General features: G+C 71.8%; 16 protein-coding genes and 2 pseudogenes. 12 read left to right on the forward strand and 6 right to left on the reverse strand.

Features of this window, described 5'->3' with window-relative positions:
- Positions 1 to 795 precede the first annotated feature (795 nt).
- From AC3IX6_RS37520 to AC3IX6_RS37530, 3 genes are all read left to right on the forward strand, one after another.
- Positions 796 to 1,854 (forward strand): hypothetical protein, encoded by a 1,059-nt coding sequence (locus tag AC3IX6_RS37520; RefSeq protein WP_489367773.1) that lies wholly within the window; start codon positions 796 to 798, stop codon positions 1,852 to 1,854.
- Positions 1,855 to 1,929: 75 nt separating this feature from the next.
- Positions 1,930 to 2,667, forward strand: a complete 738-nt coding sequence (locus AC3IX6_RS37525; RefSeq protein ID WP_489367774.1) for an alpha/beta hydrolase — start codon at positions 1,930 to 1,932, stop codon at positions 2,665 to 2,667.
- 418 nt (positions 2,668 to 3,085) lie between these two features.
- Positions 3,086 to 6,481: a CARDB domain-containing protein gene (locus AC3IX6_RS37530; RefSeq protein ID WP_489367775.1), complete on the forward strand. Its 3,396-nt coding sequence runs from the start codon at positions 3,086 to 3,088 to the stop codon at positions 6,479 to 6,481.
- A gap of 15 nt (positions 6,482 to 6,496) precedes the next feature.
- Here AC3IX6_RS37530 and AC3IX6_RS37535 read toward each other — a convergent pair.
- A pseudogene (locus AC3IX6_RS37535) lies at positions 6,497 to 7,434 on the reverse strand (IS5 family transposase).
- 88 nt (positions 7,435 to 7,522) lie between these two features.
- Positions 7,523 to 9,346, reverse strand: coding sequence for a galactose oxidase early set domain-containing protein (locus tag AC3IX6_RS37540; RefSeq protein WP_489367776.1), 1,824 nt, complete (start codon positions 9,344 to 9,346; stop codon positions 7,523 to 7,525).
- 215 nt (positions 9,347 to 9,561) lie between these two features.
- On the opposite strand from AC3IX6_RS37540, the gene AC3IX6_RS37545 reads away from it, so the two are divergent.
- Entirely contained in the window at positions 9,562 to 10,233 is a 672-nt protein-coding gene (locus AC3IX6_RS37545) for a DUF4360 domain-containing protein (protein ID WP_489367777.1), read from the forward strand.
- Between the two features lie 98 nt (positions 10,234 to 10,331).
- On the opposite strand, the pseudogene AC3IX6_RS37550 reads toward AC3IX6_RS37545, so the two are convergent.
- Positions 10,332 to 10,541, reverse strand: a pseudogene (locus AC3IX6_RS37550) (DUF6204 family protein); the annotation flags it as partial.
- A gap of 128 nt (positions 10,542 to 10,669) precedes the next feature.
- On the opposite strand from AC3IX6_RS37550, the gene AC3IX6_RS37555 reads away from it, so the two are divergent.
- Positions 10,670 to 10,924 carry an acyl-CoA carboxylase epsilon subunit gene (locus AC3IX6_RS37555; protein ID WP_489367778.1) on the forward strand — a complete coding sequence of 85 codons (255 nt, stop codon included), beginning with the start codon at positions 10,670 to 10,672 and terminating at the stop codon, positions 10,922 to 10,924.
- Between the two features lie 124 nt (positions 10,925 to 11,048).
- Here the strand turns inward: AC3IX6_RS37555 and AC3IX6_RS37560 are convergent, their stop codons facing one another.
- Positions 11,049 to 12,689 carry an FAD-dependent oxidoreductase gene (locus AC3IX6_RS37560; protein WP_489367779.1) on the reverse strand — a complete coding sequence of 547 codons (1,641 nt, stop codon included), beginning with the start codon at positions 12,687 to 12,689 and terminating at the stop codon, positions 11,049 to 11,051.
- Between the two features lie 284 nt (positions 12,690 to 12,973).
- On the opposite strand from AC3IX6_RS37560, the gene AC3IX6_RS37565 reads away from it, so the two are divergent.
- The 7 genes from AC3IX6_RS37565 to AC3IX6_RS37595 all read left to right on the forward strand — a co-directional run bounded on the left by AC3IX6_RS37565 (position 12,974) and on the right by AC3IX6_RS37595 (position 18,282).
- Positions 12,974 to 14,095 carry a SchA/CurD-like domain-containing protein gene (locus AC3IX6_RS37565; protein ID WP_489367780.1) on the forward strand — a complete coding sequence of 374 codons (1,122 nt, stop codon included), beginning with the start codon at positions 12,974 to 12,976 and terminating at the stop codon, positions 14,093 to 14,095.
- Positions 14,096 to 14,213: 118 nt separating this feature from the next.
- Positions 14,214 to 14,660, forward strand: a complete 447-nt coding sequence (locus AC3IX6_RS37570; RefSeq protein WP_243333070.1) for a cupin domain-containing protein — start codon at positions 14,214 to 14,216, stop codon at positions 14,658 to 14,660.
- On the forward strand, positions 14,657 to 15,931 hold the full coding sequence (locus AC3IX6_RS37575; RefSeq protein ID WP_389694810.1) for a beta-ketoacyl-[acyl-carrier-protein] synthase family protein: 1,275 nt from the start codon (positions 14,657 to 14,659) through the stop codon (positions 15,929 to 15,931). Before AC3IX6_RS37570 ends, AC3IX6_RS37575 begins: the two co-directional genes overlap by 4 nt.
- Complete coding sequence (locus tag AC3IX6_RS37580; protein WP_489367781.1) at positions 15,928 to 17,163, forward strand: ketosynthase chain-length factor; 1,236 nt, start codon at positions 15,928 to 15,930, stop codon at positions 17,161 to 17,163. Before AC3IX6_RS37575 ends, AC3IX6_RS37580 begins: the two co-directional genes overlap by 4 nt.
- A gap of 18 nt (positions 17,164 to 17,181) precedes the next feature.
- On the forward strand, positions 17,182 to 17,439 hold the full coding sequence (locus tag AC3IX6_RS37585; protein ID WP_112448182.1) for a phosphopantetheine-binding protein: 258 nt from the start codon (positions 17,182 to 17,184) through the stop codon (positions 17,437 to 17,439).
- A 1-nt stretch (position 17,440) separates the two neighbouring features.
- Positions 17,441 to 17,920 (forward strand): SRPBCC family protein, encoded by a 480-nt coding sequence (locus AC3IX6_RS37590; RefSeq protein ID WP_489367783.1) that lies wholly within the window; start codon positions 17,441 to 17,443, stop codon positions 17,918 to 17,920.
- A 20-nt stretch (positions 17,921 to 17,940) separates the two neighbouring features.
- Positions 17,941 to 18,282 (forward strand): TcmI family type II polyketide cyclase, encoded by a 342-nt coding sequence (locus AC3IX6_RS37595; protein ID WP_489367784.1) that lies wholly within the window; start codon positions 17,941 to 17,943, stop codon positions 18,280 to 18,282.
- Between the two features lie 115 nt (positions 18,283 to 18,397).
- Here AC3IX6_RS37595 and AC3IX6_RS37600 read toward each other — a convergent pair whose 3' ends face one another.
- Positions 18,398 to 19,450 carry a LacI family DNA-binding transcriptional regulator gene (locus tag AC3IX6_RS37600; protein ID WP_489367786.1) on the reverse strand — a complete coding sequence of 351 codons (1,053 nt, stop codon included), beginning with the start codon at positions 19,448 to 19,450 and terminating at the stop codon, positions 18,398 to 18,400.
- A 191-nt stretch (positions 19,451 to 19,641) separates the two neighbouring features.
- Positions 19,642 to 20,283, reverse strand: coding sequence for an RDD family protein (locus AC3IX6_RS37605; RefSeq protein ID WP_489367787.1), 642 nt, complete (start codon positions 20,281 to 20,283; stop codon positions 19,642 to 19,644).
- Positions 20,284 to 20,425: the final 142 nt, after the last annotated feature.

The following is a 20,425-nucleotide window of genomic DNA, read 5'->3' on the forward strand; positions in this document are numbered from 1 at the left end:
CGGGGTCTTGGACCTGTACACCCGGTTCGTTTTGTGGCAGGCCGACCGCCGCGTCCACCGGCAGTCGACCGCCGAAGGGGTCGCGCAAGGAACGCCCCCGCAGTTCCGGGCGTACCTCGACCCCGCCGTCGACAGCGTCGCGGCAGCCCTGCACGGCGTGTTGGGCGCCGGGGCCGCCGTGCTGTTCGGCACCACGGGACAGATCAGCGGCGAGTACGCCGCCCTCGTCGTCGGGATGTCGGCGCCCATCCTGCTCACCCAACTCAGCCGCATCCAGACGGTGAACGAGGCGGTGACGGGTGACCGGCAGCCGGCAGGAGCGGCGGAGGCGGTCACGGAGGCCGGGGCGGCTCCGCCCGCCGGTGTCGTGAACGCGGGTGGGCCGGTCGGTCCCGGCCCCGCAGAACCCCCTGGCCCCGCAGAATCCCCCCGTGCCGCAGCTGCCGCGGCCCCGCCCGCTGCTCCGCTCCGAACGGAGCCCCCGCCCGCGTCCCCGCCCGAGCCCTCGCCCGCCGCGCCCCCCGCCGACCGGGCCCGGTCTCCCCTCCCCGCGGAAGGGCCCCCGTTCCGCGCGCGACCGACGTCTCCCGCCAGGCCGGCCGTCGCGAGCGCGGACGCCACCACGCCGGATTCCCCGTCCGGCGACATTCCCGCGGGCGGGACACCGCTCCCGGGTCCCACGCGCCCCGGGGGTACTCCCGTCCCCGCGGACCCCGCCGACGGGACGGGCCCTGGCTTCGACGGCCGAGGCGCGCCACGATGGCGGCAGAGGCCGGCGATCGGGGAGGAGGGGTTGTGAACAGCGCGCCGCACCTGCTCAGCGAGGACCGACCGGAGTTCGATCGGCTCCTCGACGAGGCATTGCGCACGGCCCACGAGCGCCCGGAACTGGCCTCCCTGGGCCAACGGCTCAGCGCGGAGCAACTGCGCACCATGGCGTTCAACGCCACCGCGCTCCTCGCGGCGTCCGCAGCGGCCGAGTACGACCACTATGTGAAGGTCCGCAGAGAACGCAGTGAGGTGGAGTTCCCGCACACGCCCTCGGGCGCGGTGCACTCGTCCTCGCGTGCGCCGTCCGACCCTGCCCCGTCTGTGCGACGGCGGTTCGGCGCGGCCGTCCTGGGTGCCGGAGCACCGGGAGCCCGCCGGACCAGCCAAGCGATCGCTCCGCGGAGGTGGGCCGGGATGCCCTACGGCCGCCGCCTGCTGGCAGCGCTGCTGGGCCTGCACGTACGCCCACCGGCACCGGCACCGCCGGCGGCCGCCGGCACGCGCCCGGTCGGCCGCGAAACACCGGCGCCGTACGTGGCCGAGGCGGCCGGAGGCGGTGCGGCCGGAGCCGGTGCGTTCGCCGTTTTCGCGGTCCTCGCGCCGGTCCTGGCCGGCATGGCCATGCTGATCTTCCTGCTCGTGGGCTACATCCTGAAGACGATCGAGCCCGAACCGGCCTTCGCCGACACCATGCTGACGGCGGGCTGGCTGTTGGGCGGCCTCACGGCCGCCGCGCTGCTCTTCGCCGTGATCGGACTGCTGGTCACGGCCGTCCGCGGCAGCCCGACGGTGGTGGTGGCGGACGAGACCGAGGCGGTGCCCGACGAGGTGGCGCGGGCCCGGGAGGCCTGGCGCAACGCCCTGCTGGAGCGCGGCATCGTGCCGTTCCTCCGCGACGCCCTGGCCGAACCGAGCTCGTACCCGCCCCCCCGTACGCCGGCGGCCGGACGCGTCCCCAGCCTGGGCTTCATCCGGCCCGACTTCACGAGCCCGGGGGCCCCTGTCCAGGGTCCCCGTCCCGGATACGCGCCTCCGGACTTCACGAGCCCGGAGTTCGGAGGCCCGGAACACCTCTCGGAGTGAGACGCCGAAGTCATTGTGCCGAGGACTTCGTCGTCTACCGATGGGGTACTTCGAAGTCACGGGGGAGTGGTTCCGATGGCCGTTGGCTATGCGTCAACCACGGTGCCGGCGGCGCTGATCACGGTGTTCTGCCTGGTGCGCGTCCGCGGGCCGAAGCCGCTCTTCTTCTTCAGCTACCGGCTCGGGCTGGTCTTCGACGAGATACCGCACGTCGTCCTCTACGCGCTGACGGCCTCGACGACGCAGGCCCTCGTGGAGGGCGACATCGCCACGGTTGCCGACTGGGCGGCGGTGGCTCTGGCCGCTGTTGCGGCCGCCGGTCTCGTGGTGGTCGCCCGCCGCGGGACACGGACGGCGCCGGTGGTCTGGCGCGCCCTGGACGAGGCGCTCGGCGCCGGAACCGCCACGCGCCGCCGCAACCTCCTCGACGTCCACCATCACCGCTCGCGCCCCGAGGGCGGCCCCGTACTGATCCACTTCCATGGCGGCCACTACGACCAAGGCCGTAAGAACACCCAGTCACGGCCCCTGCTCTACCGGCTCGCGAGCCAGGGCTGGGTCTGCATCAGCGCCAACTACCGTCTACGGCCCGCTTCTTCCCACCCGGACCATCTGATCGACTCGAAGAAGGTCATCGCCTGGGCCCGCGAGCACGCCACGGCGTACGGCGCGGACCCCGCGGCGGACGTGTGCGTCGAACTCCCAGGCGGGCAGCACGCCTTCGACCTCTTCCACTCCTTCCGTTTCGAGGTGCTCATCGACGGCATCGAGGAGTTCGCCGCATGGGTACGGGTGGGGAAGAGGACGACCTAGCGCTGTGACCGGGAGGATTCCCCCGGTTGAGTGGTGAGGCCGCGGCGGGTAGGGGGCAGCTCGACCTTGTCGTCCAGGGCCACGTGGATCGGGGCATCGTCCGCGGGGCGAGGGCCCGGGTTGCGCTGCTGGAGGTCGGGGATGACCGCGACGGCCCAAGGGAACGTTTCCGCACGTCAGAGCGGTTGTGCCGTGGTAGGGCGGGTGGGATTCGAACCCCCCTCCCAAGCCCCCTCTCACGCTCCCTCCGAACTCCCCTCTGTGTGCGAAGCGTTGACAAAGTCGTCATCTGCTAGAAACCTGTGGCGCCATGGCCGCATAACTGCGATCAGATCACTCAAAAAATTAATAACGGTGCGCAAGTTTGCGGCAGGCGCGGTTGCGTCGGGCCGGGTCCCCTCATGGAACAGAGGACAGCATGAGATGGAAGCAAAGCGGTCGGCTGCTGGTGGCCGGCTCGGTGGTCGCGGGGCTGGTGTCGGTCGGACTCCTGCCCGCGACCTTCGCGGCCGCCGCGGGCGGACCCAACATCGCCCTGGGCAAGTCGGTCAGCGCGAGCGGATCCCTCGGCGGGTACGGGGCCGCCGGAGTCACCGACGGCAACCAGGGCTCGTACTGGGAGGGGCCCGGCAGCACCTTCCCGACATGGGTGCAGGTGGACCTCGGCAGCAGCGTCGCCGTCGACCAGGTGGTGCTGAAGCTGCCCGCCGGGTGGGAGACGCGCACCGAGACGCTGACCGTGCAGGGCAGCACCGACGGGAACGCCTTCACCACCCTGTCCGCCTCGGCGGGCCGGGTGTTCAACCCGGCCCAGGCCAACACCGTGACCATCGGGTTCGCCTCGGCGACGGTCCGCTACGTGAGGGTCAGCGTCACCGCCAACACCGGCTGGCAGGCCGCGCAGATATCCGAGCTGGAGGTGTACTCGGCCGACGGCAGCGGTGACCCCGGCGATCCCGGAGACCCGGGTACTCCGCCCCCCGTCGGCGTGAACCTCGCCAAGGGCAAGCCCATCGAGGCCTCCTCCACCACCCAGTCGTTCGTCGCGGCCAACGCCAACGACGACAGCGTCACCAGCTACTGGGAGGCGGGCGGCCAGCAGTCCACGCTGACCGTGAAGCTCGGCTCCAACGCCGACGTCACCGGAGTGGTCCTCAAGCTCAACCCCGACCCCGCCTGGGGGAACCGCACCCAGAGCTTCGAGGTCCTGGGCCGGGAGCAGTCGGCGAGCGGGTTCACCACGCTGAAGGCCCGCGCCGACTACGCGTTCAGCCCGGGCGGCAACCAGAACACCGTGACGGTCCCCGTCACCGGCCGGCTGGCCGACGTCCAGCTGAAGTTCTCCGGCAACACCGGGGCCGGCGGCGGACAGGCCGCCGAGTTCCAGGTCATCGGCGCCGCCGCCCCGAACCCGGACCTCACGGTCACGGACCTCGCCTGGTCCCCGGCCGCCCCCTCCGAGAGCGATGCCGTCACGGTCAACGCGACCGTCCGCAACGCAGGTACGGTCGCCGCCCCGGCCACCACCGTGAGCGTCAGCCTCGAAGGCGCGGTCGCCGGCAGCGCCCCGGTCGGCGCCCTAGCGGCCGGAGCCTCCGCCACCGTCCCGGTCTCCGTCGGCAAGCGCCCGATGGGCAGCTACACCGTCTCCGCCGTCGTCGACCCGGCCGGGACCGTCCCCGAGCAGAACGACACCAACAACAGCCGCACGGCCGCCGCGAAGCTCGTCGTCGGCCAGGCGCCGGGCCCCGACCTGGAAGCCCTCTCCATCGCCAGCAACCCGGCCAACCCGGCCGTGGGCGCCCCGGTCTCCTTCACCGTGGCCGTGCGCAACCGGGGCACCAGCGGGGTGAGCGCGGGCACCGTCACCCGGCTGGTCGCCGGCGCCACCACCCTGAACGGCCCCACCCCGGCGATCGCCGCCGGCGAAACCGTCAACGTGCCGATCAACGGCACCTGGACGGCGGTCAGCGGCGGAGCCACCCTCACCGCCACCGCCGACGGGACCGGCCTCGTCGCCGAGACCAACGAGAGCAACAACAGCCACTCGCGTGCCGTGGTCGTCGGCCGCGGGGCGGCGCTCCCGTACACCGAGTACGAGGCGGAGGCCGGCAGCTACACCGGCACCCTGCTGCAGAGCGACGCCAAGCGCACCTTCGGTCACACCAACTTCGCCACCGAGTCCTCGGGCCGCGAGTCCGTACGCCTCTCCTCGGCGGGCCAGTACGTACAGTTCACCTCCACCAACCAGGCCAACTCCATCGTCGTGCGCAACTCCGTCCCCGACTCCGCGAACGGCGGCGGCGCCGATGCCACGATCAGCCTGTACGTCAACGGCAGCTTCGCCCAGAAGCTGAACCTCTCCTCGAAGCACAGCTGGCTCTACGGCAGCACCGACAGCCCCGAGGGTCTGACCAACACCCCCGGCGGCGACGCCCGCAGGCTTTTCGACGAGTCCCACGCCCTGCTCGCGCAGAGCTACCCGCCCGGTACGACCTTCCGCCTCCAGCGCGACGCGGGCGACACGGCCTCGTACTACGTCATCGACCTGATCGACCTGGAGCAGGTGGCCCCCGCGGCCTCCAAGCCCGCCGAGTGCACCTCGATCACCGACTACGGCGCGATCCCGAACGACGGCATCGACGACACGCTCGCCCTCCAGAAGGCCGTGACGGCGGACCAGAACGGGCAGATCGCCTGCGTCTGGATCCCGCAGGGCCAGTGGCGCCAGGAGCAGAAGATCCTCACCGACGACCCGCTGAACCGGGGCCAGTTCAACCAGGTGGGCATCAGCAACGTCTCCATCCGCGGCGCGGGCATGTGGCACTCCCAGCTCTACACCCTGACCGAGCCGCAGAACGCGGGTGGCATCAACCACCCGCACGAGGGCAACTTCGGCTTCGAGATCGACGACAACACGCAAATCTCCGACATCGCCATCTTCGGCTCCGGCCGGATCCGCGGCGGCGACGGCAACGCCGAGGGCGGCGTGGGCCTCAACGGCCGGTTCGGCAAGAACACCAAGATCACCAACGTGTGGATCGAGCACGCCAACGTCGGCGTCTGGGTCGGCCGCGACTACGACAACATCCCGGCCCTGTGGGGACCCGGCGACGGCATCGAGTTCAACGGCATGCGGATCCGCGACACCTACGCCGACGGCATCAACTTCGCCAACGGCACCCGCAACTCCACCGTCTTCAACTCCTCCTTCCGCACGACCGGTGACGACGCCCTCGCGGTGTGGTCCAGCAAGTACGTGAAGGACCAGTCCGTCGACATCGGCCACGACAACCACTTCCGCAACAACACCATCCAGCTGCCGTGGCGCGCCAACGGCATCGCCATCTACGGCGGTTACGGCAACACCATCGAGAACAACCTGATCTACGACACCATGAACTACCCCGCCATCATGCTGGCGACCGACCACGACCCGCTGCCCTTCTCCGGGCAGACCCTGATCGCGAACAACGGGCTCTACCGAACCGGCGGCGCGTTCTGGAACGAGGACCAGGAGTTCGGCGCGATCACCCTCTTCCCGTCGAACCTGCCCATCCCGGGTGTCGTCATCCGCGACACCGACATCCACGACTCCACCTACGACGGGATCCAGTTCAAGACCGGCGGCGGAGTCATGGCCGACGTCAAGATCACGAACGTCACCATCAGCAAGTCCAACAACGGGTCCGGCATCCTGGCCATGGGCGGGGCGCGCGGCAACGCCACCCTGTCCAACGTCACCATCACCGGATCCGCCCAGGGCAACATCCTGATCGAACCCGGCTCGCAGTTCCTGATCAACGGCGGCTAGGTTCTGTTTCCTGGATCAGGTGCGGAGCCAGATCGTCAGGGCTGCGATGGTGACGGTTCCGAGGTAGACGTAGGCGCGTTTGTCGTAGCGGGTGGCGACTGCCCGGAAGTTCTTGAGGCGGTTGATCGCCCGCTCGACGACATTCCGTTTCTTATACCGGTCCTTGTCGAACCCGGTCGGGCGTCCGCCGGCCGAGCCGCGCCTGCGGCGGTTGGCCCGCTGGTCCTTGGGCTCGGGAATGGTGTGCCGGATCTTGAGTTTCCGCAGATAGCGGCGGTTGCTACGGGAGCTGTACGCCTTGTCGGCGCTGACGCTGTCGGGCCGGGTTCGGGGCCGCCCCGGCCCAGTGCAGGGCACCAAGATCTTCTCCAGCACCGCCTCGAACTGCGGGCTGTCCCCGCACTGCCCGGCCGTGAGGATCAGCGACAGCGGGCGACACCGGCCGTCAGCGGACAGGTGGATCTTCGTGGTGAAGCCGCCCCGCGAGCGCCCTAAGCACTCGCCTGCCGCACCACCTCCGCCAGGCGGGCAGACAGCCTCCGCAGCACCGGATCGCCCTGGTTTGCCCCGCTGTTGGCCCCCTTTTGGGGAGCAATCGGCGGCGGGGCCACCTTCCTCGCGCCAGCCGCATGCTGGTGGGCACGTGCCGTGGTGGAGTCCACCGACACGTCCCAGTCGATCCTGCCCGCGGAGTTCTCCGCGGCCTGCACCCGCGTCAGCAGCAACTGCCACGTTCCATCGGCCGACCAGCGGCGATGCCGTTTGTAGACCGTCTCCCACGGCCCGAACCGCTCCGGCAGATCCCGCCACGGCACACCGGTCCGCACCCGGAACAACACCCCGTTGATGACCTTCCGGTGCTCGCTCCACCGGCCACCACGCGCCCCGCCACGAGGCAGGAACGGCTCCAGCCGCTCCCACTCCGCAGTCGTCAGATCTCCCCGCCCCACCATGCCGACCAGCCTGAACCCCACAGCATGATCACGTCAGGAGATCCAGGAAACAGAACCTAGTCCGCGGCCTCCAGGACGGCCGGCGGGATCATTTCCTGCCGAGCGTCCCGATCTTGACCCACCTCGCCGTACCGGGGACACCCTTCGCGTCGAGGAGGAACAGCATGTAGTACCCGGGCGGGGCGTCGGCCGAGGTGGCCGGCGCCCGCAGCCCGATCGTGCGGCCGCGGACGCCGGTCATCCGCAGCTCCAGATGGCGCTGGCTGGTGTTCACCGCGTGGGTGACGGTGGTCGGCGCCAGCAGTACGGCCCGCCGCACGCCGGAGGCGGTGGAGCTCTCCACGGAGAACTCGGCGTCGTGGGCGATCTCGCCCGCCGGGACCCGGTCCAGTACGGGCCGGGACCCCCGGTGCAGGTAGGCGGGCTCGTAGATCTCGATCGAGCCGTCCATGCCGTCCTTGATGTCCGGGTCGTTGGCGATCTGCTGGAGCTCGTCCCCGGTGACCATGACCCGGCCGTCCGGCAGCACCAGGGCGTTGGAGTGGTAGCCCCGCGGCAGCCGCTGGGCCGGCCCCAGCCTCCACCGGCCGTCGGCGCCCCGCAGTTCGGTCCGGCGGAACTTCAGGTCGGCCTTCGGGTTGAAGGGCCCGAACCCGTAATCCCTGGTGTCCTTGGCCCCGTTGACCGTCAGCAGCGTGCCGTCCGGCAGGATCAGCGTGTCGTCCTGGGTCCGGCCGAAGGCGCGCGGTTCCTGCGTGGTCCAGGCGCCGCCCGACAGCCGGTAGGTGTTCGGGTCGAGCGGGTCCCCGCCCAGCACCAGCACCGAGTCGGGCCCGCGGAACCCCGCCGGCAGCGGTACGGCGGAGCCGTAGCCCCGGAAGTCGGCGGGCCGTCTGGGCAGGTCCGTACGGGTCTGCGCGCGCGGGTCGAAGAGCCACTGCTGGTCGGCGTCGCGCCCCAGGCCGTAGATCATGCCGTCGCGCAGCGAGAACAGGTGCGGGTAGTCGTTGCGGAAGGGCGCGTCGGAGCGCATCCGCTGCACGGAGACGTCCAGCGGGATGTCGTACGGGCGCCAGGGCACCGGCTCACCCAGCGCGGGGAACCGCTCCACCACCGGCGTGGGCGTCCCCGTACCGCGCTCCGACTGGCCCGACATGATGATCTGGCGGCCGTCCGCGCCCGTCACCACCGACGGGTACCAACGGCCCACGGCCATATCGCGGTTGCGGTACCAGCCCTCGGTCCACGGGTCGAAGACGAAGGACAGCTTCGCCCCGCTGCCGCCCTTGCCCCCCGTGTTGCCGCCGAAGACCCCGAGCATGCCGTTGGGCAGGAAGGAGTGCCCGGCGCAGAAGAACGGAGCCGGGCGCGGGGCGTGCGTACCGTCGGGCATCAGCACGACGGGCGGGGTGACCTTGCGGAACGCCCGCGCGCCCGTCCCCTTCGCCGGATCCCACAGGTAGGCGCGGCCCGCGTTCGCCGGTCCGATCCGGTCCGTGGGACCGGTCTCCTTGGTGGGGTCGGTCTCCACCCGCGAGAAGGAGAAGAGCAGCACCTTGCCGGTGGGCAGCTGGGCGACGTGCACGCCGAAGTCGGGGGAGGGGAAGTACTCGGCGAACCGTCCCGAAATCGCCGCCTTGAAAGCGGAGTTGGCCTCCCGCTGCGAGGCGGTGAGCGAGGCCAGGCTGTCGTCGCGCCGGGACTGCGGGTACTCCACGGCGCCCTTGGCCGCCCGGCGCAGCTCGGCGTGGGCGCGCGCGTGGCCGACGCCGATCACGGCGGCCTCGGCCGCATCGGTCCCGCCGTCCGTGCCGTGTCCCGGCGCCGCGGCGGCGGGCGGCGCGGTCGCGAGGACCAGGGCGCAGACGACCGCGGTCGCGGAGAGCAGGGCGGACCGGTGCAGGCGGCGCATGGGGCTCCTCGGCGCGGGCGGTTCCGTAGGGCGCTCATCATAGGAAATACCGGGAGGAAAAGGGTGTTCTCTTGGACCCGACGCCCCGTCGATGGGCCGTTCGGCCCTCCCTGAAACGCTGCCCGAACGTTTCTCCGGTGAAAGGGCCCGGCCATCGGAGTGAGACCGCGCACCCGTTCACCCGTCGGCCGGGTACGGACCGCTTCCATGGCCGGGTGATCAGAACACTGCGCACCGCGCTCGGCGCCGTCCTCGTGACCGGCGGCCTCCTCGCCCTCCTGCCCGCCTCCGCCGCCGGGGCGGCGGGTGGCCCGGCGGCCCCCTCCGCGCCGGAGGACCGGGTGACCGTCGACGTCGCCACGGTCAACGGCTCGGGATGCCGCCCGGGCAGCGCCACCGTCGCCGTGGCCGAGGACAACTCGGCCTTCACCGTCACCTACAGCGAGTACCTGGCCATGGCGGGCGGCAACAGCGCCCCGACCGACGCCCGCAAGAACTGTCTGCTCTCCCTGCTCGTCCACGTCCCGCAGGGGTACACCTACGCCGTCGCCCAGGTCGACTACCGGGGATTCGGCAGCCTCCAGCAGGGCGCGATCGGCACCCAGAAGGCCAGCTACTACTTCCAGGGCATGAAACAGACCGACTACCGCACCCACAAGTTCCAGGGCAAGCTCGACGACAACTGGCAGGCCACCGACACCACGGGCATCGAGGCCCTGGTCTTCGCCCCCTGCGGCGAACTGCGCAACTTCAACATCAACACCGAACTGCGCGCCGAGATCGGCACCTCGGACCCGTCGACGACCAGCTTCATGGCGCTCGACTCCACCGACGGCAGCATCAACAGCGTGTACCACTTCGCCTGGAAGAAGTGCCCGGCCCGCTGAGCCGGCCCGCCACGCTCCCCACGGGCGGCCGTGCGGGACTCCCGCTCAGGAGGCTCCCCGCGCGGCCGCCTGCCGCTGCCGCTTGCCTCGCCCTCGGCCAGGAAGCGGAAGGTGAAGAACGGCCGGGCCGCCACGTCGTACGTGAGGTGCCCCTCGGGAGTGAACTCGGCCGTCAGCATGTCGTGCCGGGCCGCGTCCGCGTCCGCGAGGAGCCTAAGCGGAGCCCCGAGCCGTACGCACCGGGATTTCCGGGGGCCCGCCACTCCGACGGCCCAATCACCGCGCGCCGCGAACAGCCCCGGCGTCACCCGGTCGGTGCGGCTGCGACCTGGGGTTTCGCGCAACTGCCCGGCGTGCCGGGCGTGTCGCGCCCCGCTAGCGTCGGCAGCGTCCGGAGTCCTTGGATTCCGCGAGGGGGGGGTCCTGCTATCCGCCTGTGCGAGAGGCCGAGCCGATGCTGAAGGACGCTCCGATAGCCCCGATAGCCAGCCTGCTCCGTGTGGAGAAGGGCGTGGCCGCCCCCGAGGAACTCGCCGCGATCGCGGTGGTCGTCGCCTGCTTCGCCCGCCGCAACTCCGCCGGCGCGGACCCGGCCCACGGAGCGGGCAGGACCCCGGCCGCGACCGCCCGCCGCCGGCGCCCCGCACACCACGGCTCCGGCTGCTGGGCGGGCTGCTGGGCCTGCGGCTGACACGGACCGGCACCCGTCCGCCGGCACGTATCCGCCGGCACGTATCCGCCGGCACCCATGAACGCCCCTGCCCCCGGCCCGCTTACGGGCCGGCGGCAGGGGGACCACTCGGCGTACGGGCCGCTCAGGCCCGGCGCAGCACCGTGGACAGCGCCTCGGACAGCACGGCCTCCGCGTCGGCCGCCGGACCCTGCGAGCGCCATGCGACGAACCCGTCCGGGCGCACCAGTACGGCGCCCTCCGGGGACATGGCGTGCACCTCGCTCCAGTCGGCGCCCTCCTCCTGCACCAGATCCGTGCCGGGAGCGCCCGCGGACCCGATGGCATAGGCGTCCAGCTTCACCGACAGCCGCGCGGCCACCCGTTCGGCCGCCGCCCGCCAGGGCGAGCCCGCACCGCAGAGCAGCACGAAGGCGCGCTCGTAGAGGTCCACCGTGGAGACCCGCTCGCCGTCGGCCCGCGTCAGCCACATGTGCGGTGCCCGCGTACCGGGGTCGCCCTTCATGCGCATCCCCTCCGGGATGACGGGCCGGTCCGGAGCCCCGCCGACGAAGGCGCCGCTCGGGTACGCGTAGGCCATCGCCGTCGTCAGGACCCCGCTGCCCGGTCCGCCGCCCATCGTGGGCGGCGGCGCGTACCCGGGGTGACTGTGCTCCGCCGAACGGGCCGAGGCGCGCTGGGCGGTCGCCACGGCCACCGGGTGCCGCTCGGCCCCGTAGGACTCCAGCAGGCCCATGCCCGCGGATCCGTCCAGGACCGCCGCGATCTTCCAGGCCAGGTTGTGCGCGTCCTGGATGCCGGTGTTGGAGCCGAACGCGCCGGTGGGGGACATCTCGTGGGCCGCGTCACCGGCCAGGAACACCCGACCGGAGGAGTACTGCTCGGCGATCCGCTCGGCCGCGTGCCAGGGGGCCTTGCCGCCGATCTCCACGTCCAGGTCCGGCACCCCGATCGCGGCCCGGATCTGCTCCCTGCACCGCTCCTCGGTGAAGTCCTCCAGGGTTTCCCCCCGGTCCGGGTGCCACGGGAGGTGGAAGACCCACTGGGTGTCGTTGTCCACCGGCAGCAGCGCCCCGTCCGCACCCGGCTTCATCAGGTAGCACACGATGAACCGCAGGTCGCCCAGCACCTCGACGAGCCGGCGCGAGCGGAAGGTGACGCTGACGTTGTGGAACAGCTCGCCGCTGCCCGTCTGCGGGATGCGCAACTGCTCGCGCACGGGGCTGCGCGGGCCGTCCGCCGCGATCAGGAAGTCGGCGCGCACGGTGATGTGCTCACCGGTCTCCCGGTCCTTGACCAGCGCGTTCACCCCCGTCTCGTCCTGGTCGAAGCTCATCAGCTCGGTCGAGAACCGCACGTCGGCGCCCTGGGCGCGGCTCTGCACGGCGAGGATCGGCTCGATGTTGTTCTGGCTGCACACGCACCAGCCCGTCGGACTGAACTTGCTGAGCGCTCCGGCCGGGTCGATGGCCTTGACCAGCCATTTGTGGTCGCCGCCCAGCAGGGACTCCGTCTGCAGGATGCCCATGTTGTTCTCCAGCGCGGACGCCGCCTGCCGGATGGCGCCCTCCGCCCCGGCCACCCGGAACAACTCCATGGTCCGGGCGTTGATACCGCGCCCGCGCGGGTGGTCGGAGGTACCGGCGTGCTTCTCCACTACCAGGTGCCTGATGCCGTGACGGCTCAGGAACAGCGAGGTGGACAGACCCACGAGGGAGCCGCCCACGACGAGAACCGGTACGCGAACATCTGCCGTGTCTTCCATCAGCTGCGAGCTCCTGAATTCTGTGTGGGGGGAGTGCACTCTTTTATGCCCCCGATCGCCGCCCAAGCCCAGGAGATACGCCGGTTGTCACCCGCTTGATCCGGAGATGTAGCGGTACGTCCCCACCCGGATGACGATGAGCGACAGCGGTTCCCCCGAAGACACGCCGGCCTGCCGTCCCCGCGACGGCCGCCGGTCCGGGGCGGTCACCGCCGATGACGGACGAGGGTCCGTACGCGATGAAACCCCGCCCTCCCCCAGGGCCCTCACGAAGGAGTGAGCAGATGACGACCACCCTGTCCGAACGGGTGTCACAGTCCGCCTTCGACGGTTCCATGCTCCGGGTCGTCCTGCTGATGGACCTCCACGAAGGAGCCCAGCAGCGGTTCTTCGAGGCGTACGAGCAACTGCGCCACGACATCGCGTCCGAACCGGGCCACATCAGCGACCAGCTCTGCCAGTCCTTCGAGAACCCCTCGCAGTGGCTCATCACCAGCGAGTGGGAGAGCGCCCCGCAGTACCTCGCCTGGGTCAACAGCGAGCACCACGCCGAGCAGGTGCGCCCGCTCGGCGCCTGCGCCCGCGCCATGCGCCCGCTCAAGTACACCGTCCTGCGCGAGACCGGCCGCGGCTACCAGGACGCCCAGCGGCCCACGGGTGCCCGGCTGCAGGAAGCACCCCGGCTCGGCGCCGGCATCGTGCGCCACGCCCTGACCTTCACGGTCAAGCCCGGCAGCGAGAAGGACGTCGCCGCGCTCCTCTCCAGCTACGCCTCCCCGGAGGCGAGGGTCGACGGCCACACCCGGCTCCTGCGGACCTCGCTGTTCATGCACGGAAACCGGGTCGTCCGTACGGTGGAGGTCCGCGGCGACCTGATGGCAGCCCTGCGGCACGTTTCCGAACAGCCCGAGGTACGGGCCGTCGAAGAGGCCATCAACCCCTACCTGGAGCAGGACCGCGACCTCGGCGACCCCGAGTCCGCCCGGATGTTCTTCATGCGGGCCGCGCTCCCCGCCGTCCACCACGTCGCCGCGCGGGAAGCCGGCGGCGCCGACCGCTCCGACGTACGGCGCCACGCGCTGTTCTACCCGGCCAAGCCCGGCTGCGGACCGGCGCTGGCCCGGTTCCTCGCCCGGCAGGACGAGGAAGCCGCCCACAAGGCCGACGCCCCGACCGTGAGCAGCAGCATCTTCCAGCGCGACGACATCGTCGTACGCCTCATCGACGTGCGCAGCCCGCACGGCGCCGGGCTGGAGACCGCCTTCGGCGTCCGGGGACCGCGCAAGGCGGCCGTCCTCGCCCGCCTGATGGCCGGACCCGTCAGCGGGTCCGACGGGGCCGCCGCGTCCGCGGTCCGCCACACCATGAGCCTGATCACCGACCGCCGGGCCCCTGCCGAAAGCTGACGCGCAGCGGCACCACCCGCCCGGCCCACCGGCCCAGCAGGCCCCCTGATCCCTCATCCCCGGCCCCCCCACCCACCAGCCCCGTCCAGGCTCCCCACCGCCAGGAGGAACCCCCGCCATGACCAGACAACGCCCACCGCACATCGTGGACCTCAGCGAGACGCAGCCCAACACGCGGCGCGGCGGCGACCTGAGGGCCGTCCTCACCCCGACCTCGGTGGGCTGCACCAGCGGCTTCATGGGTCTGGCCGTCATGGCGCCGGGCGAGCACATCGCCGAGCACTACCACCCGTACTCCGAGGAGTTCGTGTACGTGGTCGCCGGCGAGCTGGAGGTCGACCTCGACGGCGAGGCCCACCCGCTCCTCACCGACCAGGGACTCCTCGTCCCGATGAACGTGCGCCACCGGTTCCGCAACGTCGGCGGCACCGAGGCCCGCATGGTCTTCCACCTCGGACCGCTCGCCCCGGACCCCAAGCTCGGGCACGTGGACACGGAGGAGGCCGTCCACCCGGAGGGCTCCGCCTGGGAGCGGCCCCCGGACCGCGCGGGAGCGGTCTCGTGACCCGCCGACGAGTGGCCGTCACCGGGGTCGGCGTCGTCGCCCCCGGTGGGATCGGCGCCTCCGCCTTCTGGGAGCTGCTGTCCAACGGGCGTACGGCGACACGCGGCATCACCCTCTTCGACCCGACCGGCTTCCGCTCCCGGATAGCCGCGGAGGTCGACTTCGACCCCGCCGCACACGGCCTCGGCGCCGAAGAGGCGGCCCGCGCGGACCGGTACATCCAGTTCGCGCTGGTCGCCGCAGCCGAGGCGGTGCGCGACGCCGGACTCGACCTCACCACGGACGAAGCCTGGCGCACCGGAGTCTCCCTCGGCACCGCCGTGGGCGGCACCACCCGCCTGGAGCACGACTACGTGGCCGTCAGTCAGTCGGGCGACTGGTGGGACGTGGACCACCGGCTCGCCGCGGCCCATCTGCACCGGGCCTTCACCCCCGCCACCCTGGCCTCCGCCGTCGCGGAGAAGACGGGAGCCCGCGGGCCGGTCCAGACCGTCTCCACCGGCTGCACCTCCGGACTCGACGCCATCGGCTACGCCTTCCACTCCATCGCCGAGGGCAAGATGGACGTCTGCATCGCCGGCGCCTCCGACTCACCCGTCTCGCCCATCACCGTGGCCTGCTTCGACGCCATCAAGGCCACCTCGCCCAACAACGACGACCCCGCCCACGCCTCCCGGCCCTTCGACGCCGACCGCGACGGCTTCGTCCTCGGCGAAGGCGGCGCCGTCCTCGTCCTGGAGGAGCTGGAGCACGCCAGGGCGCGCGGCGCGACCGTCTACTGCGAGATCGGCGGCTACGCCACCTTCGGCAACGCCCACCACATGACGGGACTGACCACCGAGGGCCTGGAGATGGCCCGCGCCATCGAAACCGCCCTCGCCCAGGCCCGTACCGACGCCCGCGAGATCGACTACGTCAACGCGCACGGCTCCGGGACCAAGCAGAACGACCGCCACGAGACCGCGGCGGTCAAGAAGGTCCTGGGAGACCACGCCTACAAGACGCCGATGACCTCCATCAAGTCCATGGTGGGGCACTCCCTCGGCGCCATCGGGGCGATCGAACTGGCCGCCTGCGTCCTGGCGATGACCCACCAGGTCGTCCCTCCCACGGCCAACTACGAGACCCCCGACCCCGAATGCGACCTGGACTACGTGCCGCGCGTCGCCCGCGAGCGCAAGCTGCGCAGCGTGCTCTCCGTCGGCAGCGGCTTCGGCGGCTTCCAGTCCGCGGTCGTCATGACCCGCCCCAAGGAGGAGGTGGTCTCGTGAGCGTCCGTACGGTCATCACGGGCATCGGAGTCATCGCGCCCAACGGCATCGGCGCCGAAGCCTTCTGGAAGGCGACCCAGTCGGGCGCCTCGGTCCTGGGCCGCGTCACCCGAGAGGGCTGCGAACACCTCCCGCTGCGCGTGGCGGGCGAGGTACGGGGCTTCGACGCGGCCTCGATGGTCGAGGAACGCTATCTCGTCCAGACCGACCGCTACACCCATCACGCCCTGGCCGCGGCCGACCTGGCCCTGGAGGACGGCCGGCTCGGCCGGGCCGACTACGAGGACGACCCCTTCTCGGTCGGCGTGGTCACCGCCGCCGGGTCCGGCGGCGGCGAGTTCGGCCAGCGCGAGCTGCAACACCTCTGGGGCCAGGGACCGCGCTACGTCGGCCCGTACCAGTCGATCGCCTGGTTCTACGCCGCCAGCACCGGGCAGATCTCCATCCGCCGGGGCCTCAAGGGCCCCTGCGGGGTGGTCGCCGCCGACGAGGCCGGCGGACTCGACGCCTTCGCGCACGCCGCCCGGGCCATCAACCAGGGCAGCAGGGCCATGCTGGTCGGAGCCACCGAGGCGCCCCTGGCCCCGTACTCCATCGTCTGCCAGCTCGGCTACGAGGCACTGAGCACCCACGAGGACCCGGACCGGGCCTACCGGCCCTTCACCGTGAAGGCCTGCGGCTTCGTCCCCGCCGAGGGCGGCGCGATGTTCCTCGTGGAGGAGGAACAGGCGGCCCTGCGCCGCGGCGCGTCCGTCCGGGCCCTCCTGGCCGGGCACGCGGCGACCTTCACCGGCCCGCACCACCCCGAACGGGCCGACGCCTCCGCCGAGGGCCTGGCCCACGCGATCAAGGGCGCCCTGCGGGACGCGGGCTGCGCCCCCGAGGAGGTCGACGTGGTCTTCGCCGACGCGCTCGGCACCCCGGAAGCCGACCGGGCGGAGGCGGCCGCGATCGTCTCCGCCCTCGGATCACACGGGCGCAAGGTGCCGGTCACCGCGCCCAAGACCGGGACGGGCCGGGCCTATTGCGCGGCCCCCGCCCTCGACACCGCCGCCGCGGTCCTCGCCCTGGAACACGGCATCCTCCCGCCCACGCCGAACGTGTTCGACGTGTGCCACGACCTCGACGTGGTGACCGGCAGCGCCCGCCCCGCGGAGCTGCGCACCGCGCTCGTGCTGAGCCGGGGCCTCATGGGCTCCAACGCCGCGCTCGTCATCCGTATCCCCTCCTAGAGACAGAAGGAGCCGCTCATGTCCGAACGACTGACCGTCGAGGAGCTGGCCGCCCTGATGAAGTCCGGGGCCGGCATCACCGTGGACCCGGCCGACATGAAGAACCGCCCGGACTCCCTGTTCGACGACTACGGCCTCGACTCGCTGGGCCTGCTCGGCATCGTCGGGCTGCTGGAGAACCAGCGCGGCCGGGCCCTGCCCACCGACGCGGACCGCTGCAAGACCCCGAAGGAGTTCCTCGAACTCGTCAACACCAGCCTCATGACCGGAGCTTGAGATGGCAGGACACACCGAGAACGAGATCGTCGTCAAGGCGCCGATCGACACCGTGTGGGAGATGACCAACGATCTCCCCAGCTGGCCCGGGCTGTTCAGCGAGTACGCCTCGCTGGAGGTCCTGGAGGAGGACGGGCCCACCACCCGCTTCCGCCTGACGATGCACCCCGACGAGAACGGCACCGTGTGGAGCTGGGTCTCCGAGCGCACTCCCGACCCGGTCAGCCGCACCGTGCGCGCCCGCCGCGTCGAGACCGGCCCGTTCGAGCACATGGACATCCACTGGCAGTACTTCGAAGTGCCCGGCGGCACCCGGATGGTGTGGACCCAGGACTTCGCGATGAAGCCGCAGGCACCCGTCGACGACGCCGGGATGACCGACCGCATCAACCACAACTCCAAGATCCAGCTGGAACTGATCCGGGAGAAGATCGAACAGCGCGAACGCGAGAGCCGCACGCCCGCGGTCAGCCGCGTCTGAGACGAAAGGCAGCACACCGGATGCACCGCGCTCTCATCGTGGCCCGCATGGCGCCGCAGTCCGCCCCCGACATCGCCGAGCTCTTCGCGGCCTCGGACGCGGGCGAGCTGCCGCACCTCGTCGGGGTCACCCGCCGCAGCCTCTTCCAGTTCGGCGACGTGTACATGCACTTCATCGAGTCGGACCGGCCCCCCGGCCCGGCCATCGCCGAAGTGACCGGCCACCCGGAGTTCCGGGAGCTCAGCGACCGGCTCACCGCCTACGTCAGCCCCCACGACCCGGAGACCTGGCGCAGCCCGAAGGACGCCATGGCCCAGGAGTTCTACCGCTGGGAGCGTCCGGGCGGCTCGCGTACGGGATAGCCGTACGAGCCGGCCGCACGGAGCGCGCGACCCGCGCGACCGGCAGGCCTCGGGCCCCGCACCCACCCGGGTGCGGGGCCCGCCACCATGCCGCCGTCTCTCCGGAGCCGGTGCCTCAGGCGGAGCCGCGCAGCACCAGCGAGGTCGGGGTGATCACGGATCCCGGCACCCGGTGCGCTTCCGTCGCCGGGTCCAGGGACCGCAGCAGCAGCCGGACCATCAGGCGCCCCATGCCCTCGATGTCCTGGCGCACGGTCGTCAGCGGCGGATCGGCGCTCTCCGCCACCAGCTCGGCATCGTCGAAGCCGACCAGCGCCACGTCCGCTGGCACGGACCGGCCCCGCTCGCGCAGCACGCCCAGCGCGCCCGTCGCCATCAGGTCGTTCGCGGCGAACACCGCGTCGAGATCAGGGCAGCGCTCCAGCAGTTCGGCCATCGCCCGTGCGCCGCCCGCCGCGGTGAAGTCCCCCTCGGCGATCAGCGCCGGATCGGCGTCGAGCAGGACGTCCCGGTACCCGTCGAGCCGGTCGGTCGCCGACGTCTGGTCCCGCGGCCCGGCGATGTGCGCGATCTGCCGCCACCCCCGGGACACCAGGTACCGTACGGCCTCGCGCGCGCCCCCGCGGTTGTCGGCGTCCACGTACGACAGCGGACCGTACGGCGCGGCTCCGGCGGCCTGCCCGGTCCAGCCGGGCCGCCCCCCGTAGACGGTGGGCATGCCGATCCGGTGCGTGATCGCGGGCAGCGGGTCGTCGGTGTGCAGCGAGAACGCGAGCGCACCGTCGACGTGACCGCCCGCCAGGTACCGCTCGATCCGGCCGTAGTCCCCGCGGTGCTCGACCAGGAGCAGCACCAACTGAGTGTCGTGCGCGGTCAGTTCCTTGCTGATGCCGCGGATCTGCCGGGAGAAGAAGGGGTCGGAGAAGATCCGGATCTCCGGCTCGGCGATGATCACGGCGACCGCGCCGGTGCGCCGGGTGACCAGCGTGCGGGCCGCGTGGTTCGGCACGTAGCCGAGGTCCACGATGGCCGCGCGGACCTTGTCCACCAGGTGCGCACGGACCCCGTCGCCGCCGTTGACGACCCTGGACGCGGTGGCCCTGGACACCCCGGCGCGCGCCGCCACCGCTTCCAGGGTGGGCCGGCCGCCGGAAACCTGTTCGGCCACGGGCGCTCCTCGTGCACATCCGGGGGCGGCGGCCCGGGCTCTGGGGCCCCGGCCCTGTCGGACAGCAGGGTAACCCGTACCACCGGGAACGTTGAGAGCGCTCCCGGACGCACGGGTTCCACGCCCCCCAGGCCGTGGCGAACGCGTCGGGGCCCGCCCGGAATCCGGACGGGCCCCGACGTCAGGCCGTATCAGCCCTTGGGAACCACGATGACGACGGTGCTGCACACCTTGTCGGCGAAGGTCTGCTTCTTGGCGTCCCACAGCGGCCACAGGTAGCCGATGTAGCAGGCGATGCCGTCGAGGAAGTGCGCCAGCTTGCGGACGAAGGCCATGCCGAAGCCGAGGACGTTGCCGTCCGCCTCGCGGCGCACGCTGATCCCGACGACCTTCTTGCCGATCGACTGGCCGGTCGAGCCTTCCTTGTAGAGCTGGAAGATGCCCATGCCGACGGCGTAGAGCCAGCCGATGAGGAAGAAGACGCCCGGCCCGGAGGCACCCGCGTCGTCGCTCATGGCGAGGTCGATGAAGCCGAGGGCGTACATCGGACCCGCGATGATCAGACCGTCGAGGAGGGTCGCACCGACGCGCAGGCCCCAGTGCGCCAGCGGCGGCATTCCGGTGCCCGGCATGGGAGGCATCCCGGTCTGCGGGTACGCACCGTACGGCTGCTGCGGGGGGACGCCGCCGACGGGCTGCTGCGGGTACCCGTACTGCGGGGGGACACCCTGCGGCGCCTGCTGGGGGTAGCCGGGCTGGCCCTGGGGGTAGCCGGGCTGACCCTGCGGGGGCTGCTGCTGACCGTAGGGGTTGTTCGGGTCGCCGAAGCTCATGGCGGAGTCTCTCCAGGGGTGTGGCGGGGACGAGCGGCCGTACGGAGGGACGTGAAAAGAGCGGGTTGCCCCCCTGCGCAGCCGCGAACTTGCGGGGCCATGGTGTTAGTAACATCGGCCACTTGTCCAATCCGCCGCCCCA

Source organism: Streptomyces sp. GL_141 (assembly GCF_057834385.1).

Coding starts and splice junctions, on each gene's coding strand:
- AC3IX6_RS37565 (WP_489367780.1), top strand. CDS start 12,974: ATGACGACCACCCTGTCCGAACGGGTGTCACAGTCCGCCTTCGACGGT.
- AC3IX6_RS37570 (WP_243333070.1), top strand. CDS start 14,214: ATGACCAGACAACGCCCACCGCACATCGTGGACCTCAGCGAGACGCAG.
- AC3IX6_RS37585 (WP_112448182.1), top strand. CDS start 17,182: ATGTCCGAACGACTGACCGTCGAGGAGCTGGCCGCCCTGATGAAGTCC.
- AC3IX6_RS37560 (WP_489367779.1), bottom strand. CDS start 12,689: ATGGAAGACACGGCAGATGTTCGCGTACCGGTTCTCGTCGTGGGCGGC.
- AC3IX6_RS37525 (WP_489367774.1), top strand. CDS start 1,930: ATGGCCGTTGGCTATGCGTCAACCACGGTGCCGGCGGCGCTGATCACG.
- AC3IX6_RS37590 (WP_489367783.1), top strand. CDS start 17,441: ATGGCAGGACACACCGAGAACGAGATCGTCGTCAAGGCGCCGATCGAC.
- AC3IX6_RS37595 (WP_489367784.1), top strand. CDS start 17,941: ATGCACCGCGCTCTCATCGTGGCCCGCATGGCGCCGCAGTCCGCCCCC.
- AC3IX6_RS37605 (WP_489367787.1), bottom strand. CDS start 20,283: ATGAGCTTCGGCGACCCGAACAACCCCTACGGTCAGCAGCAGCCCCCG.
- AC3IX6_RS37540 (WP_489367776.1), bottom strand. CDS start 9,346: ATGCGCCGCCTGCACCGGTCCGCCCTGCTCTCCGCGACCGCGGTCGTC.
- AC3IX6_RS37530 (WP_489367775.1), top strand. CDS start 3,086: ATGAGATGGAAGCAAAGCGGTCGGCTGCTGGTGGCCGGCTCGGTGGTC.